Here is a 17,340-nt window from a genome sequence, read left to right as displayed (position 1 = left end):
GCGGCCCCCGGAGCTGCGCGGACGGCCGGGGACGCGGGCGCGGGATTGACAGCCCCGACCCGCCTTCCCACCATGGGAGCGCTCCCAAGGCGGTCGGCGCACGCACCGACGACCGCCGCGCGGCACCGTACGCCGCACCGCCCTCACATCCCCCGCCCCCGTCCGGGCCCGGGGCCGCCGTGGCGCGGCCCCGGGCCGGCGCCCCACCCGGGAGGAACGACCCCCATGCTGTTCCGCAGGAGATCAGCCGGGCCCCGCCGCCCGCTCGCCGCGGCGGCCCCGGCCGTCCTGGCCGTGCTCGCGGCGGCGCTGCCGCTGTCCGCCCCCGCCGCGGCCGCCGACCCCGCCCCCGTCGGCGACACCACGGTCACGGTGAACGCGAACGCGGGCCTGGGCACCGTCGACCCGGCCGCGCTCGGCGTCAACACCGCCATCTGGGACTCCGCCATGAACGACCCCCAGGTGGCCTCGCTCTACCGGGACGCCGGGATCGGCGCGCTGCGCTACCCGGGCGGCTCGTACGCGGACATCTACCACTGGGCCGACCACACCGCGCCGGGCGGCTACGTCGCCCCGGGCACCGGGTTCGACGCGTTCATGGGGACGGTGCGGGCGACCGGCGCGCAGCCGATCCTGATCGCCAACTACGGCTCGGGCACCCCCCAGGAGGCGGCGGACTGGGTCCGGTACGCCAACGTCACCAAGGGCTACGGGGCGAAGTACTGGGAGATCGGCAACGAGATCTACGGCAACGGCGTCTACGGCAGCGGTTGGGAGAACGACACCCACGCCGACAAGACGCCGGACCAGTACGCCCAGGAGGTCAAGGCGTACGCCGCGGCCATGAAGGCCGTCGACCCGGCGGTGAAGATCGGCGCGGTGCTGACCATGCCCGGCAACTGGCCGGACGGCATCGTCGCGGCCGGCGACAGCGGCGACTGGAACCACACCGTGCTGGCCGCCGTCGCGCACGACGTGGACTTCGTCAGCGTCCACTGGTACCCGAACGCCGGCGGCGGCGAGCAGGCGCTGGCCGCCGTGCGGCAACTGCCCGGCGAACTGCGCGAGGTGCGCGGCCTGCTGGACCGGTACGCGGGCGCGGACTCGGCGCGGATCGGCATCGCGATGACCGAGGTGAACTCCGACTCCGGCAACGGCGCCCTCACCAGCCGCCCGAACGGCCTGTTCGCGGCGGAGGCGGTCAGCACCGCGCTGGAGAACGGCGTGTTCAGCGTCGACTGGTGGGACACCCACAACGGCGCGGGCCCGATCACCACCGTCAACGGGGAGACCGACTACGGCGACATGGGCCTGCTGTCGAACGGCAGTTGCACCGGCAGCGTCTGCGAACCGGCCGTGAACACCCCGTTCGCGCCGTACCACGGCATCAAGGCGGTGGGCGCGCTCGGCGACCCCGGCGACACCCTGCTGGCCTCCGGCGCCTCCGGCCCCGACGTCTCCTCGCACGCGGTGCTGCGGGCCAACGGCGACCTCGGCGTGCTGCTGCTGAACAAGAGCCCGTCCACCAGCCACACCGTGGACCTGCGCTACCTCGGCTTCACCCCCGGCACCGCCGCCCCCGCCGTGCAGCGCTGGGCGCCCGGCGACCCGGGCCTGGTGGACGCCGCCGGCACCGCCACCGCCGCCTCGGCGACCCTGGCCCCGTACTCGATCACCGTGCTGACCGTGCACGCCAAGCCCGGCACCGGCTCGTCGGCCGCCACCGTCGGCACCCCCGGCGCGCCGCGCGCCACCGCGGTGGACGCCACCACCGCGACGCTCTCCTGGCCGGCCGCCACCGGCGCGGCGGACCGCTACGAGGTCTACGAACAGCTGGGCACCACCGTCCAGTTGATCGGCTCCTCGACCGGCACCTCCACCACCCTGCGCAACCTGCCGCCGGGCTCCCGGCACACCGTCAACGTGCTGGCCCGCGACCAGGCCGGGCGCCTCTCCCGGCCCTCCGCCCCGCTGACCTTCACCACCGGCACCCCGGGCGACAGCACCTGCACCGTCTCGTACCGGGTGACCAGCGGCTGGGGCAACGGCTTCGTGGCCGACGTCGTGGTGAGCAACACCGGCCCGGCGGACCTGAACGGCTGGACGCTGGACTTCGACTGGCCCTCCGCCGGACAGTCCGTCGGCTCCTGGTGGAACGCGGACATCGCCGCCACCGGGCAGCACGTCCGGGTCACCAACGGCCGGGACAACGCCCACCTGGCGCCGAACGGCGGCACCTCCGCCGAGTTCGGCTTCGTCGGCGGCAACAACGGCGCCAACCCGTCCCCGACGGTGTTCCGGCTGAACGGCACGGTCTGCCGTACCACCGGCTGACCCTCCGCACCCGGGTCGCCCCACCGGCCGGGAGCCCCGCTCCCGGCCGGTCGGGCGTCGTCGCCGGGCGCTCAGGTCTCGTCGCCGACCGGGGCCGGGGCCGGAACCGGGGATGGAACTGGGGCCGGAGACGGGGCCGGGGTCCGGGTCGCGGTGGACGGGGAGAGGGCGGCGGCGGCGAGGGCCAGGAGCAGGACCGGGAGCATCGCGGCCCGCAGCCCGTGGTGCTCGCCGAGGAAGCCGAGCGTCGGGGGGCCCGCGAGCAGGGCGACGTAGCCGATCCGGGAGGTGAGGGCGATCCGGGCGGTGGTGTCGGGGCCGGACTCCCCGGCGGCCGAGAGCGCGAGCGGGAAGCCGAGGGCGGTGCCCAGGCCCCAGAGCAGGACGGCGCAGCCCGCCGCGGCCGGGGAGTCGACGAGCGAGACCAGCGCGATGCCCGCGGCGGTGAGGAGCGCGCCGCCGCCGAGCACCAGGGGACGGCCGAGGCGGGCGACCACGGGCCCGCCCGCGAAGCGGCCGGCGGCCATGGTGGCGGCGAACCCGGCGTAGACCAGCGAGCCGAGGCCGGCCGGCATGTCGTGGCCGTCGACCATCAGCAGCGGCAGCCAGTCGGTGGCGGAGCCTTCGGCCAGTGTCATCGCGAACACCACGCCGCCGATCAGCAGCAGCCGCGGGTCGAGGTAGGGCCGCCGGTCCGCCGCCACCGCCGCCACCGCAGCCGGGGCGCGGCCGGGAACCGGCGCGTCGGGACCGGTGGCGGCACCTCCGGCGGTACCGGCGCTGGCACTGGCGCTGGCACTGGCGCTGGCGCCGGCACCGGCACCGGCGCCGGTGGCGCGGCCGAGGCCGGGGCGCAGGCCCGGCAGGGCGCGGGCGAACAGCACGGCGGTCACCAGCAGGACGGCGGCCAGGTGCCAGGGGACGGGCAGGCCGATCGCGGCGCCGCCCGCGCCGAGGGCGGCGCCGATCAGGGTCCCGAGGCTGTAGCAGCCGTGCAGGGCGGGCAGGACGGGGCGGCCGTACGCGCGTTCCACGTCGGCGCCGTCGACGTTGCTGGCGACTTCCGAGAGGCCGACGCCCGCGCCGATCAGCAGCAGGCCGAAGGCCACCAGCGGGGCCGAGGAGAGGGCCGCGCCCAGGGCGGTGGTGCCCGAACTGGCCAGCACCAGGCCCATGCCGGTGATGATGACGGGCCGGGTGGAGAACCGGGCCACCAGGGCGCCGGCCGCCAGGATGCCGAGCATCGAGCCGATCGACATCCCGAAGAGCACCAGGCCCATCTCGGCGGTGGAGGCGTGCAGCCGGTCCCGGACGTCGGGGGTGCGGGTGACCCAGGTGGCGAGCGCCAACCCGGGTATCCCGAAGCAGAGTTGCAGGGCCCGGCGGTGCCGGCGGACCGCCGCGCCGGGCGGCCGGGGCTCCGAGCGGTCCGCCGGACGGACGCCCGGCGGGGCCTGCGCGGGGACACGGGACTCCGGGCTGGACTCCATGGGAAGGCGGGCCTCCGGGGACGGGACGGACGGGACGGGCGGAACGGGACAGGCGGAACGGGCGAAACGCACCGAGCGGGGGCGCCCCTCAGAAGCGGACCGGCCGGTGCCCCCACGCACCCTAGCCGCGCCCCGCCCCGGCCCTCCGCGCGGGGCGGAATCCCGCGTTCCGGCGCGCCCGGCCGACCCCTCCGACGTGCCGGTTTCAGGGCGTCCCCGAGCGCCACAATGGGAGAGCGCTCTCCCGCTTGACATGCATTCTCCCAGCTCCGCACACTGCTGGGGCGAGAGAGCGCTCTCAGCGCTCCCCCTCTCTCTCGCTGCGCGCCCGCACATCCCACTCCCCCACCTGCACGCGCACCCGAGGAGCCGTCAGATGCTCGCGCCACGCCCCCACCTGCACTGGAGGACGCCGCTGTGCGCCCTCCTCGCCGTCGCCGCCCTGCTGGCGAGCCTGCTGCTCGCCCTGGCCCCGGCGCCGACCGCCCAGGCCGCCGGGACCCTGCTCTCGCAGAACAAGCCCGCGACCGCCTCCAGCACCGAGAACGCCGGGACGCCCGCCTCCGCCGCCGTCGACGGCAACACCGGCACCCGCTGGTCCAGCGCCGCCGCCGACCCCCAGTGGCTCCAGGTCGACCTGGGCTCCGTCCAGGCGGTCAGCCAGGTCGTCCTCCAGTGGGAGGCCGCCGCCGCCAAGGCGTACCAGATCCAGCTCTCGACCAACGGCTCGACCTGGACCACCGCCTACTCCACCACCACCGGCACCGGCGGCACCGAAACCCTCAACGTCACCGGCACCGCCCGCTACGTCCGGATGTACGGCACCGCCCGCACCACCCAGTACGGCTACTCGCTCTGGGAGTTCCAGGTCTACGGCGGCTCCTCCGCGCCCGGCACCTGCGGCACCCAGAACGCGGCGCAGAACCGGCCCGCCACCGCTTCGTCCACCGAGAACGCCGGGACGCCCGCCTCCGCCGCCGTCGACGGCAACACCGGCACCCGCTGGTCCAGCGCCGCCGCCGACCCCCAGTGGCTCCAGGTCGACCTGGGGGCCGTCCAGACCGTCTGCCGGGCCGTCCTCCAGTGGGAGACCGCCGCCGCCAAGGCGTACCAGATCCAGCTGTCCACCGACGGCGCGACCTGGACCACCGCCTACTCCACCACCACCGGCACCGGCGGCACCGAGACCGTGAACCTCACCGGCTCCGCCCGCTACGTCCGGGTGTACGGCACCGCCCGCACCACCCAGTACGGCTACTCGCTCTGGGAGTTCCAGGTCTTCACCACCGGGACGGGCTCCTCGCCCAGCCCGAGCCCGACCTCCGGCACCGACCCGTTCTGGGGCGACACCAGCGCCATCCCGCCGGCCTCGAACGTGCTGACGGTCAAGGTGCTGAACCGCACCAACGGCGCCTACCCGGACAGCCAGGTCTACTGGAGCTTCAACGGGCAGACCCACTCGATCGCCGAGCAGCCCTACCTCGACATGCCCGCCAACTCCTCCGGCCGGATGTACTTCTACCTCGGTTCGCCGACCAGCCGGTACGCCGACTTCATCGAGTTCACCGTCGGCGCGAACGTGTTCAACGGCAACACCACCCGGGTCGACGCCTGGGCCCTGCCGCTGGCGATGCGGCTGCACACCACCGACGGCTACGACGTGCAGGTCGGTGACGCGCAGTCGGTGTTCAACGAGAGCCGCACCCAGCTGTTCCAGGACTTCGCGAACGCCGTTCCGCAGGAGTTCAAGGTGCTGGCGCAGACCGAGGCCCCGTACCGGATCATCGCGCCGGGCAGCGACCCGAGCTTCCGCACCGGCGGCGTGAACGCCAACTACTTCACGGCGTACGCGAATTCGGTCGGCGTGAACGAGTCCACCTCGAACATCTTCGGCTGCGCGGGCACCCTGGCCGGCGACCCGGGCATGTGCGCGGCGCTCAACCGGCACGTCGCCACGCTGCCGCAGAGCCAGTGGTCCGACCCGAGCAAGTACTACGCGGCGGGCCCGGCCAACTACTACGCCAAGTTCTGGCACGACCGGGCGATCGACTCGCTGGCGTACGGCTTCCCGTACGACGACTACGCGAGCCAGTCCTCCTACATCTCGCACGCGAACCCGCAGTGGCTGGAGGTCGCGGTCGGCTACTGAGCCCGGCCCCGCCCGTCCGCCCCTTCGACCGCCGTCCGCGAGGAGAACCGTGAACGCACGCGCAGCACGCCCACCGGGCTTCACCCCGGTGCCCCGACCCACCGTCAGAACGCTGTGGACGGCGGCACTCGCCGTCCTGGCCCTGCTCACCACCCTGCTGGTCTCCGGCGCGCCCGCCGCGCAGGCCGCCCCGACCCTGCTCTCGCAGAACAAGCCCGCGACGGCCTCGTCCACCGAGAACGCCGGGACGCCCGCCTCCGCCGCCGTCGACGGCAACACCGGCACCCGCTGGTCCAGCGCCGCCGCCGACCCCCAGTGGCTCCAGGTCGACCTGGGAGCCGTCCAGACCGTCAGCCAGGTCGTCCTCCAGTGGGAGGCCGCCGCCGCCAAGGCGTACCAGCTCCAGCTCTCGACCAACGGCGCGACCTGGACCACCGCCTACTCCACCACCACCGGCACCGGCGGCACCGAAACCCTCAACGTCACCGGCACCGCCCGCTACGTCCGGGTGTACGGGACCGCTCGCACCACCCAGTACGGCTACTCGCTCTGGGAGTTCCAGGTCTACGGGACGGCCGGGAGCGGCGGGGGCGGGGCCGTCTGCGGCACCCAGAACGCCGCGCAGAACCGGCCGGTGACCGCCTCCTCGCAGCAGAGCGACGCCTTCCCGGCCGCCGCGGCCGTGGACGGCGACGCGGGCACCCGCTGGTCCAGCGCCGCGGCCGACCCGCAGTGGCTCCAGGTCGACCTCGGCTCCGCGCTGACGCTCTGCCGGGCCGTGCTGAGCTGGGAGGCCGCGTACGCCACGGCGTTCCAGCTCCAGACCTCGACCGACGGCACGAACTGGTCCACCGCCTGGTCCACCACCACCGGCACCGGCGGCACCCAGACCGTGGACCTCGCCGCCACCGGCCGGTACGTGCGGGTGTACGGCACCGCCCGGGCCACCCAGTACGGCTACTCGCTCTGGGAGTTCCAGGTCTTCACCGGCGGCAGCGGCGGCAGCACCAGCCCCTCGCCGTCCCCGTCCCCGTCCCCCTCCCAGTCCGGCGGGGGCGGCGGCTGCGGCACCGTCAACGCGGCGCTCGGGCACCCGGCCACCGGGTCCTCGGTGCAGGACGGCAACCCGGCGTACGACGCGTTCTACGCGACCGACGGCAGCACCCTGACCCGCTGGTCGAGCGAGGTCGGGGAGCCGCAGTGGATCGTGGTGGACCTCGGCGGGAACCTGCCGGTGTGCCAGGTGGTGCTCCAGTGGGAGAACGCGTACGCCAGCGGGTTCCGGATCGACCTCTCCCCCGACAACGCCACCTGGACGACCGTCTGGTCCACCACGACGGGCACCGGCGGCACCCAGACCGTGAACGCCTCCGGCACCGGCCGCTACCTGCGGCTGTACGCCACCACCCGGGCCACCGGGTACGGCTTCTCGCTCTGGGAGCTGGCCGTCCGCACGGTCGGCAACCAGACCGTCACCATCCCCCCGCCGCCGCCGAAGCCCGCACCGGGCAGCTGCCCGTGGGTCAACCGGCCGGACGTGCCGGTCGCCACCCGGGTCGCCCAGCTGATGGGCGCGATGACCCAGGAGCAGAAGGACCGGATGCTGTACGGCGACGGCTCGGAGGTGTACATCGGGCAGATCGCCGGGCAGCCCGCCCTGTGCATCCCGGACGTCAACTTCGAGGACGGGCCGAGCGGCGTCGGCGACGGGCTCGGCGGCGTCACCCAGTTCCCGGACGGCGAGGTGTCCGCGGCCACCTTCGACACCGACTACGTGCACGAGTTCGGCGTGGCGGTCGGCCAGGAGTTCGCCGGCAAGGGCGTGCACGTCTCGCTCGGCCCGACCGTCAACATGGTGCGCGACCCGCGCTGGGGACGGGCCTACGAGACCTTCGGCGAGGACCCGTACCTGAGCGGGCAGATCGCCAGCGCCGACGTCCAGGGCATGCAGAGCCAGGGCGTGATGGCCGAGGTCAAGCACGTGGCCGCGTACAACGTCGAGCAGCCCTCGGCGCCCGGCAACGAGATCGTCGACACCCGCGCCCTCCAGGAGATCTACCTGCCGGCCTTCCAGACCGCGATCGAGAAGGGCGGCGCGGCGGCGCTGATGTGCGGGTACAGCATGGTCAACGGCGAGTACTCGTGCCAGAACCCGGCGCTGGAGAACGTCGCGATGTACCAGCAGGCCGGCTTCCAGGGCTTCATCACCTCGGACTGGGGCGGCATCCACTCCACCGTGCCCTCGGCCAACGCGGGCGAGACGGTCGAGATGCCGTTCAGCGGCTTCTTCGCCACCGCGCTGCTGCAGGCCGTCGCCAACGGCCAGGTCACCCAGGCGACCTTCGACACCATGGTCTCCCGGGTGCTGACCCAGATGTTCCGCTTCGGCCTGTTCGACAAGGCGCCCAGCGGCTCCAAGACCGCCATCGTCGCCACCCCGGCGCACCGGGCGGTCGCGCTGCGCGGCGCCGAGGAGGGCACCGTCCTGCTGAAGAACAACGGCCTGCTGCCGCTCGACGCCAACGGCGGCCGCTCGCTCGCGATCATCGGCACCCAGGCCGGGCCCGGCACGCTCACCTCGGGCGGCGGCAGCGGCAACGCCACCAGCTCCGGCACCTACACCCCGCTGTACGGCATCCAGCAGCGCACCGCGGGGACGAACACCACCGTCGCCTACAACGACGGCACCGACCAGGCCGCCGCGGTCGCGCTCGCCAGGTCCTCGAACGTGGCGATCGTCTTCGCGGCCGACAACTACGGCCACGAGACCGCCGACACCACCACGCTCACCCTGCCCGGCAACCAGGACGCGCTGATCTCGGCGGTGGCCGCGGCCAACCCGAACACCGTCGTGGTGCTCAGCAACAACTCCGCGATCATGATGCCCTGGCTGAACCAGGTCGCGGGCGTGTTCGAGGGCTTCTACCAGGGCCAGGAGTTCGGCGAGGCGATCGCGGCGCTGCTGTTCGGCGACGTCAACCCGTCCGGGCACCTGCCGATCACCTTCCCCGCCTCGCTCTCCCAGGTCCCGGCGAACACCCCCGCGCAGTGGCCGGGCACCGGCGGCACCGTGCAGTACTCGGAGGGCCTGAAGATCGGGTACCGCTGGTACGACACCAACAACCTCACCCCGCTGTTCCCGTTCGGCCACGGCCTGTCGTACACCGGCTTCGCGTTCGGCAACCTCCAGGTGGGACCGCTGACCAACGGCCGGGCGACGGTCACCGCGACCGTCACCAACACCGGCAGCCGGGCCGGAACGGAGGTCGCCCAGCTGTACGTCGGCGCCCCGGCCTCCGTCGGCGAGCCCCCGCACCAGCTCAAGGGCTTCCAGCGGATCACCCTGAACCCCGGCGCGTCCGGCACCGTCACCTTCACCGTGACGGCGCACGACCTGGCGCACTGGGACACCACGAGCAGCAACTGGACCGCCACGGCGGGCAGTTACCAGATCCTGGTCGGTGACAGCTCGCGCAACCTGCCGCTGACCGCCACCCTCGCCAACCCGACCACCGTCGTCGCCAACGCGATGGACTGACCCCGTCCCCCTCCCGTCCCCCGGCCGGGGGCGCCCTCCTCGGGGCGCCTCCGGCCCTCGCCTTCTCCGCTTCTCCGACCGCCCTGGTGTCGGGCGTCAGGCGTCGGGCGTCGGGCGTCAGGCGTCGGGTGTCAGGCGTCAGGCGTCGGGGTCGAACGGGATGCCCGCGGGCATCGCGTGCGCCAGCGCGTACGCGAAGTCCCCGTCGCCGATCTTGATGGTGGCCGCGCCGAAGTCGGCCGCCAGCAGCTTGTCGCGGTAGCCGGCCGGGTAGCCGTCCCAGCCGACCAGGCGCGGGTAGAACCAGGTGCCGGTGGCGTTCTCGGCCGGCTCGTCGTTGGCGTTGGCGAACCGGAAGTCGTGGGTGGAGGCGCCGTCCTTGTGGTAGACGATCTTCGGGTGGGTGCCGTCGAAGCGGATCGCCGAGCGGGCGGCGACCTGGTAGCCGCTGTGCTGGGAGACCGACACGTACTGGACCTGGTCGTCGTGCACCCACACCAGCACGTGCTCCCAGTCGTGCCGGTGCCCGATCGCCGCCGGGCCCAGGGTGGCCTGGTCCTTCTCGAAGTAGCTGGCGTACATCAGCGCGCACCAGCCGTTGTTGCACCTGGTGCGCGAGTAGGTGTTGGAGTCGGCGAGCTGGGCGTAGTCGCGGCAGTGGCCGTTGACGTCGCCGCCGAGCTTCAGCCCCGGGTTGATCGTGCCGTCGGCGCCGATCGCGGCCGTGGCGTAGCAGCCGTCCTTGTCGTAGTCGTACGCCGGGGAGAAGGTCTGGTCCAGCCCCGGGGCGTTCTGCGGCAGCCGGGTCAGCACGTTCGCCCCGGCGGGGGTCGGCAGCGCCACGACGAGCGCCGTCGCGGCGGCCAGGCCGAGCAGGGCCCTGGCCGGAGAACTCGGCTTGCGCATGGTGGCTCCTCGTCAGCCGTCACGTGCGGTGCGGTCCACCGCTCCGGGCGGCCGACGGGCCGTCAACTCCGGTGCGGGCACGGCGAATCTAGAGCGGGCACCCATGACCGTCAAGGCGCGGACCGGGGCGTCGGACGACCCCCGCAGCGGGCGCGCCGACGCGCGGGGGGCGGGGGTACGGAGCGGTGCACGAGGGGTGGTGCACGAGGGGCGGCCGGGCAGGGAACGCCGGTCGAAGCGGGGCGTCGGCGCGCCGGCGGGCTCGGGCGCCGCCCCCCGGACTCCGGTGCCGCGCCCCCGGACTCCGGCGTCGCGCCCTCAGGCTTCGGCGACGCGCTCCAGCCAGTCGCCGAACAGCGCGCTCTCGTGCGGGGTGAACACCTCCAGGCCGGGCAGCGCGGCGCGCAGGGTGACGGCGGCCGTGGCCGGGACGGAGAGGGCGAGTTCCTGGGGGTCGACCAGGACCGTGCTGCGGACCGCCTCCCAGGCCAGGTCGGCCAGGGTGGTGTCGCGGCTCTCCTCGGGCTGGTCGATCAGGGTGAGGACGACCCCGGTGCCGGCCGCCCGGATCAGGTCGACGGCGCGCCGTTCGGGGACGCGCAGCCGCCCGGCCCGGGCGACCCGGCCCACCCGCTGCCGCAGGATCCGCAGCCCGGCCTCGGCGGCGGACCGCCCGTCCGGGCTCGGCGCCGTGGTGTGCATCAGCCGGAACAGGGCCGGGTTGACCAGGCCGAAGCCGATGTGCAGGTCCCAGCCGGCGCGCAGTCCGCGCACCGGGTCCTCGTCCGCGTCGACCGGCGGTTTGCGCGCCATGTAGGTGGCGAAGCCGTGCTCGGCGACGGCGTCCAGCAGGCCGTCCTTGTCGCCGAAGAGGCGGTAGATGGTGGGGGCCTGGACGCCCGCGGCGAGCGCCACCGAGCGGGTGGTGACCGCGTCGGGGCCGTCGGCGGCGAGCAGTCGGGCGGCGACCTCGACCAGCCGGGCGCGGACGGCGTCGCGCGAGGTCTGCGGGGGGCGGGGACCGGCATCGTTCACGTTTCCAATGGTATCTCACGTTTGTTATCGATGAATTTCCAGTGCTAACGTCGAAAGTGAAACATCGATAACACGTGGAGTGGACCATGATCGTCATCACCGGAGCCACCGGCGCGCTCAACGGCGCCACCGTCGACCACCTGCTGGCCCGCGTCCCGGCCGCGGAGATCGCCGTCGCCGTGCGCGAACCCGCCCGGGCCCGGCGGTTCGCCGACCTCGGCGTGCGGGTGCGCCACGGCGACTACGCCGACCCGGCCTCGCTGCCCCGCGCCTTCGAGGGCGCCGACCACCTGCTGCTGGTCTCCGCCAACGACCCGGGCGCGGACGCCGTCGCCCTGCACCGCACCGCGATCGACGCCGCCGTCGCGGCCGGCGTCGGCCGCGTCCTCTACACCAGCCACCAGGGCGCCCACCCCGACAGCGCCTTCAAGCCCGCCCGCGACCACGCCGCGACCGAGGGGCTGCTCGCCGACTCCGGCCTCGCCTGGACCGCCCTGCGCAACGGCTTCTACGCCCACAGCCTCACCCACCTGGCCGGGCCCTGGCGCGAGACCGGCACCCTCACCGTCCCCGCCGACGGCCCGGTCTCCTGGACCGCCCGCGAGGACGCCGCCGAGGCCGCTGCGGTCATCCTCGCCGCCCTCGCCGGGTACGGCGGTCCGGCCGCCGCCGGGCACGGCGATCCGACCACCGCCGGGCACGGCGGCCCGGCCGCTCGCGGGTACGACGGCCCGGTCACCCTCACCGCCGCCGCGGCGCCCACCTTCCACCAGGTGGCCGACCTCGCCGCCGAGCTGTCCGGCCGTCCGGTCCGCTGCGTCGCCGTCGATCCCGAGGAGTGGGTGGCCACCCAAGTGGCCTCGGGCACGCCGGAGTTCATGGCCCGCTTCACCCTCGGCATCTACCAGGCCGCCGCCCAGGGCCGCTTCGCGGGCACCGACCCGCTGCTGTCCGCCCTCCTCGCCCGCGAGCCCCGCACCGTCCGCGACCTGCTCGCCGACGACGCCTGACCCGACACGGCGGAGGCCGCCACCCCGGCTCGCGAGGTGGCGGCCTCCGGTCGGAGCCGTTCGTGCCGGTGCGGCGTCAGCCCTTGAAGGCCGTGGTGCCGTTGGGGGTGCCGAGGCCGGTCGGGCCGTCGTACCCGGCGCCGGCCTTGCAGAGGTAGGCGGGCGAGCAGGAGCCGTTCGAGCCGGAGGTCACGTCGAAGAGCGCGGAGGTGTGGGCGTAGGGGAAGGACGCCGGGCTGGAGCCGCTGGAGGGGTTGCCGCCCAGGGCGTAGACGCCGGCGATGATCGGGGCCGCGGCGCTGGTGCCGCCGTAGACGGCCCAGCCGCTGCCGCCGTAGGTCTGGTAGACGGCGACGCCGGTGGCGGGGTCGGCGACGGCCGAGACGTCGGCGATGGTGCGCTTGGTGCAGCCGGTGTCCTTCTGCCAGGTCGGCTTCGCGTCGTACTTGGAGCAGCCGGAGCCGGTGCCCTCGGTGGAGTTGGTCAGCCAGACGCTCTCCGACCAGCCGCGGGCGCTGGAGTCCCGCTTGAGGGCGGTGCCGCCGACCGCGGTCACGTACTTGGAGGCGGCCGGGTACTGGGCGCCGTAGGCGGAGTCCCCGGAGGAGACGGTGATGGCGACGCCCGGGTGGTTGAAGTACGAGGAGTCGTACGAGGTGTCGGCGGAGGACTCCGAGCCGCCGTAGCTGTTGGAGACGAACTTGGCGCCCAGGCTCACCGCGGTGTTCACCGAGGTGCCGAGGTTGGCCATGGTCGCGCTGCTCGCCTCGACCAGGACGATGTGGGCGTTGGGGGCGATCGCGGAGACCATGTCGAGGTCGAGCGATATCTCGCCCGCCCAGCCGGAGTTGTTCGCCGGCAGGCTGCTGCCGCCGGTCTGGTTGACCTGCTTGAAGCACCCGCTGGCCTTGGTGCAGGCAGGCAGTCCGTACTGGGAGCGGTAGACGGCCATGTCCGACTCGGCGTTCGGGTCGTTGTACGCGTCCACGATCGCGATGGTCGTCCCGGCGCCGCCGTTGGCGGGCAGCTTGTAGGCGCTCAGCAGGTCGCTCGGCCCGAGCCCGGACGGGGTGGCGTTCGGGGTGACGCCGAGCTGCCGGACGCCCTCCACCGTGCTGGTCACGCGCAGCGCGTGACAGGCCACGGTGTCGCCGTGGGCGAGGGTGTCGCACGCCTTGACCCAGGACGTGCCGTCCTTGCCGTACACCTGGGGGTCGGCCGCCGCGCCCGCCGGGGCGGCGGCCGTGAAGGCGGAGAGGAGGAGGGCGGCGGTGCCCGCGACGGCGAGGGCCGTACGGCGGGCTGCGGCGGAAGTGCGCATGCGGAGGTGCCTCCTTGGCTGGGGTAGACCGGAAGCGGTGCAGGCCGGGCCGCACCGGCGGATGGTGTCCGCCCGCGTGGCCGGGCCGGGCCTGACGGCGGGATTCGGGGCCGCCGTCGAGCCGGGGAGTCCGTGCAACACCGGACTGGCGTTCGACAGTAGGCGGGCATGCTCATGCCCAACAAGCGGCCCGGGACGATCCGAACCGCAGCTTTACCCAACGGGCCTGACGCTTGGCCAGTCGCCGCCCCTTCGCCTGGGGAGGGTTTGCCTCCGCTTCCGCCTCCGGCCGTCCCCTCCCCCCCTCCCGCCCCTCCCCCCCCCTCTCGCCCCCCCTGCCGCCCCCCACCCCCGGGAACCCGGCCGTGACCGTCGCCGGACCGGGCGGTGACACCGTCACAGTCCGGGAACAGGCCGCGCCCCTCCCCTGTCGCGGCGCGCCCGACACCTGCCACAGTGAACCGGTCGCAGGCCACGGGGGCCGGACGGGAACGAGGTTGGCAGATGAGAACACGTCTGGCAGGAGTGCTGCTCGCCCTGGCGCTGGCGGGCGGCGGCGCCACCCTGGCCACCGGCACGGCGTCCGCCGCACCGCGCACCACCGCGGTCACGGCCGCCGCCCAGCAGGCACCCGCCGCCGCACCGGCGACCGGCACCCAGACCCAGACCCAGGCCCCGACCGGCCAACGGGCCCAGCACGCCACCCAGTTGGCCAAGAGCAAGGCGAAGAAAAAGAAGAAGTCCAAGGGCGGCCTGATCGGCTTCCTGCTGGTGGCCGTCATCGTGATCGCGGTGATCGCCCTGGTGATCTGGCTGATCTTCCGCAAGCTCCGCCGCCCCTGACCCGACCCGGTGCCGCCCCGGCGTCCGGGGCGGGCCGTAGGGCGGCAGCCGGGCAACCGGACCACCACCGCCCAAGTCGCCCTCGTCGCAACGGAGTCGGCGGGGGCCGTCGCACGCGGGTCATCGCGCCCGCTCAGTCGTGCCCGCCCGGGTCGCTCCCCTAGGGGATCTCGACCGGCCTGCGGCGCCACCGCCCCTTGCGCTCCGCGAGGACGGACCGCCGCCGCAGCCCCAGCGCCGCGTCCGAGGCGGCGCCGCCGTCGTCCACGGTGAGCCGACGGTACGCCTCGTCGAACCGCGCGATGAACTCGGTGCCGCCTCGGCCTCGGCGGCCTCCGGACCACCCGCCCGCACTTCGCCGTCGATCCGCTGGGCGATGGTCGGCGTCACGACGCGCCGACTCGCGCGCGGACGGCCTGCTCGGCGCCCCGGCCCGGGGCCTCCTCGCCCTCTTGGCCCTCTTCGCCCTCTTCGCCCTCTTGGCACGACATCCGTACTACCGCTTCTGGGCCCTGTACCGCTTGAGAAGAACGGTGAGCCTCTCCGGATCGGCCCCACCGTTCAGTTCGGCAGTGAGATCGTCGGGGCAGAGCTCGTAGAGATCACCCCACCACCGGCGCCCCCGGTTGTCCCAGACGCGGTATCCGCCAGGAACACCTCTGGCCACGTAGCGACGCCTACTCACGAGGCCGTCCGCTGAAAGCGAGTCCCACGTCCGTAGCCCACTTCCCTTCCCGCACGGTCTGCGGGCAGCAGGCTACGACGGATCTCCCACCCGGTCACGAGAGAACAGGGTCGACCCAGAAGCCCCCGCAGGGCGCCGGCGCACCGGCCGCCCGCGAGGGCGCCTACCGCAGTACGGTCCAACCGTCCGGGCGGAGCAGCACGCGGGACGGGCGACGGCAGGCGGGCGGGGCGGGGCCGGGGTCAGGGGGCGATGTGCTCCAGGTCTTCCAGCAGGCTCGGGTGGGTGGGCGTCCAGCCGAGGGCGGCGCGGGTGCGGGTGCTGGTGGCGGGCTGGTCGGTGGCGAAGATCGGGCCGAGGAGGCCGAAGTCCTCCTGCGGGACGGGCCGGACCGGGAGGTCGAGGCGGCGGCCGATGACCGCGGCGATGTCGCGGACCTTGTCGCCCTCGTCGGCGACCGCGTGGTAGACGCCCCCGGCCGGGGACTGCTCCAGGGCGAGGCGGAACAGCACGGCGGCGTCGCGCGCGTGGACGGCGGGCCAGCGCTGCTCGCCGTCGCCCGGGTAGCCCGCGACGCCGGTGCGCCGGGCGGCCTCGGTGAGCAGTCCGGCGAAGCCGCCGGCGCCGTTGTCGTGCACGGTGCGCGGCATGCGCACCGCGGAGCTGCGCACGCCCCGGGACGCGAGCGCGAGCGCGCGGGCCACGGTGCGGCTGCGCTCGGCGACCGGGCCCTCGGGCAGGGCGTCCTGTTCGGTGGCGGGCCGGCCCGGCACGGCGGGGGTGCCCGAGACCACGACCAGCGGGCGGTCCGTGCCCACCAGGGCCTCTCCCAGCGCGTCGACGGCGGCGGCCTCCTCGGCCATCGCCCGGACGAACGCGTCCGGCGCGCTGAAGTCGTTGCCGAAGGCGAGGCTGATCACGCCGTCGGCCTGCCGGGCGCCCTCGCGCAGGACGTCCAGGTCGGTGAGGCTGCCGCGCAGGGTGTCGGCCCCGGCCGCCCGGGCCTTCGCGGCCGAGGCGTCGGAGCGCGCGAGCGCGGTGACGCGGTGGCCCGCGGAGCGGAGTTCGGCGAGGACGGCGGATCCGATCAGGCCCGTCCCGCCGGTGATGAACACGTGCATGGGAGTCTCCCCAGAGCGATGCAACAGGTGTCTCATCAATGTACACGCGATGCGTCACCTGTCGCATCACGTACGATGGCGGCATGCCACGATGGAAGCCCGACGCCCGGCAGCGCCTGGTAGCCGAAGCACTGCGGCTGTTCGCGGAGCAGGGCTACGACGCCACCACCGTCTCCCAGATCGCCGAGCGGGCGGGCCTGACCCGCAGCACCTTCCACCGCTACTTCGGCGACAAGCGGGACGTCCTCACCGCGGGCCGGGAGACGCTCGGCCGCCTGCTGGCCGACGGCATCGGGGCCGCCCCGCCCTCGGCCACCCCGCTGGAGGCCGTGTGGGCCGGGCTGGAACGCGCCGCCGCCGCGATGACGCCCTTCAACCGCGAGATCAGCCCGCTGATGCGGGCGGCGGTCGAGGCGAACCGGGAGCTCCAGGAGGGCCTGGAGCAGAAGCACGCCGGCCTCGCCGCCGCGATGGCCGAAGCACTCGGGCGGCGGCGGGTGCCCCGGCCGGCGGCGCGGATAGCGGCCGAGATCGGCGTGCTCGCCTTCACCACGGGCTACCAGCGATGGAACCCCGAACGGGACGACGAGGAACTCGCCCCCCACCTGCGGGCGGCGTTCGAGGAACTGCGCTCGGCCGTCACCGACCTGCGGTAGCCCCCGGCTGCCCCGGCGGGCGGCACGGACCCCGGCAGCGCCGTCGCCCTCGCCCGCCCGCCTCCTCGACGACCCGGTCGACGCGGCGCCCGCCGACCCGGACGGTTCCGCGGGCGGGGGATCATGGTGCGTCAGCATGTGGTCACGGGGCCCGCTCCAGGGCGGTCCGGTCGAGTGGAACAGGGAACGGGATGAAGGTCGGGTTCGGGTGGAAGCTGCACGGGGACGGGCGGGCGCCGCGGCCGGGGGCGG

At 74.4% G+C, this 17,340-nt stretch carries 12 protein-coding genes; 6 read left to right on the top strand and 6 right to left on the bottom strand.

Annotated features, from left to right (window positions below):
- Window positions 1-225 precede the first annotated feature (225 nt).
- Window positions 226-2,334 carry a cellulose binding domain-containing protein gene (locus K353_RS06005; protein ID WP_111552537.1) on the top strand — a complete coding sequence of 703 codons (2,109 nt, stop codon included), beginning with the start codon at window positions 226-228 and terminating at the stop codon, window positions 2,332-2,334.
- 71 nt (window positions 2,335-2,405) lie between these two features.
- Here the strand turns inward: K353_RS06005 and K353_RS06000 are convergent, their stop codons facing one another.
- Window positions 2,406-3,824 (bottom strand): MFS transporter, encoded by a 1,419-nt coding sequence (locus tag K353_RS06000; RefSeq protein ID WP_111552536.1) that lies wholly within the window; start codon window positions 3,822-3,824, stop codon window positions 2,406-2,408.
- Between the two features lie 376 nt (window positions 3,825-4,200).
- Between K353_RS06000 and K353_RS37130 the strand changes: the two genes are divergently transcribed.
- Complete coding sequence (locus tag K353_RS37130; RefSeq protein ID WP_199528008.1) at window positions 4,201-5,973, top strand: discoidin domain-containing protein; 1,773 nt, start codon at window positions 4,201-4,203, stop codon at window positions 5,971-5,973.
- 49 nt (window positions 5,974-6,022) lie between these two features.
- A complete protein-coding gene (locus K353_RS05990) occupies window positions 6,023-9,511 on the top strand; it encodes a discoidin domain-containing protein (protein WP_199528007.1) in 3,489 nt (1,162 codons plus the stop codon).
- Between the two features lie 138 nt (window positions 9,512-9,649).
- Here the strand turns inward: K353_RS05990 and K353_RS05985 are convergent, their stop codons facing one another.
- Window positions 9,650-10,417 (bottom strand): NPP1 family protein, encoded by a 768-nt coding sequence (locus tag K353_RS05985; protein WP_111552534.1) that lies wholly within the window; start codon window positions 10,415-10,417, stop codon window positions 9,650-9,652.
- A 318-nt stretch (window positions 10,418-10,735) separates the two neighbouring features.
- On the bottom strand, window positions 10,736-11,452 hold the full coding sequence (locus K353_RS05980) for a TetR/AcrR family transcriptional regulator (RefSeq protein ID WP_111552533.1): 717 nt from the start codon (window positions 11,450-11,452) through the stop codon (window positions 10,736-10,738).
- Window positions 11,453-11,538: 86 nt separating this feature from the next.
- Here K353_RS05980 and K353_RS05975 point away from each other — a divergent pair, with 86 nt between their 5' ends.
- Window positions 11,539-12,462 carry an NAD(P)H-binding protein gene (locus K353_RS05975; protein WP_111552532.1) on the top strand — a complete coding sequence of 308 codons (924 nt, stop codon included), beginning with the start codon at window positions 11,539-11,541 and terminating at the stop codon, window positions 12,460-12,462.
- 76 nt (window positions 12,463-12,538) lie between these two features.
- Here the strand turns inward: K353_RS05975 and K353_RS05970 are convergent, their stop codons facing one another.
- On the bottom strand, window positions 12,539-13,783 hold the full coding sequence (locus K353_RS05970; protein WP_111552531.1) for a S53 family peptidase: 1,245 nt from the start codon (window positions 13,781-13,783) through the stop codon (window positions 12,539-12,541).
- Window positions 13,784-14,287: 504 nt separating this feature from the next.
- Here K353_RS05970 and K353_RS05965 point away from each other — a divergent pair.
- Entirely contained in the window at window positions 14,288-14,626 is a 339-nt protein-coding gene (locus K353_RS05965) for a hypothetical protein (RefSeq protein ID WP_146616405.1), read from the top strand.
- Window positions 14,627-15,122: 496 nt separating this feature from the next.
- On the opposite strand, the gene K353_RS35285 is transcribed toward K353_RS05965, so the two are convergent.
- Window positions 15,123-15,311: a hypothetical protein gene (locus K353_RS35285; RefSeq protein ID WP_233533402.1), complete on the bottom strand. Its 189-nt coding sequence runs from the start codon at window positions 15,309-15,311 to the stop codon at window positions 15,123-15,125.
- 242 nt (window positions 15,312-15,553) lie between these two features.
- The gene (locus K353_RS05955; protein WP_111552529.1) at window positions 15,554-16,432 is read right to left on the bottom strand and encodes an SDR family oxidoreductase; all 879 of its coding nucleotides are present in this window, start codon (window positions 16,430-16,432) and stop codon (window positions 15,554-15,556) included.
- 83 nt (window positions 16,433-16,515) lie between these two features.
- On the opposite strand from K353_RS05955, the gene K353_RS05950 reads away from it, so the two are divergent.
- Entirely contained in the window at window positions 16,516-17,088 is a 573-nt protein-coding gene (locus tag K353_RS05950; protein ID WP_111552528.1) for a TetR/AcrR family transcriptional regulator, read from the top strand.
- The last annotated feature ends 252 nt before the right edge of the window (window positions 17,089-17,340 follow it).

The sequence above is a fragment of the Kitasatospora sp. SolWspMP-SS2h genome (assembly GCF_003259315.1).
Classification (GTDB): Bacteria; Actinomycetota; Actinomycetes; order Streptomycetales; family Streptomycetaceae; genus Kitasatospora; species Kitasatospora fiedleri.
This window is presented reverse-complemented; position numbering and strand designations above follow the sequence as displayed.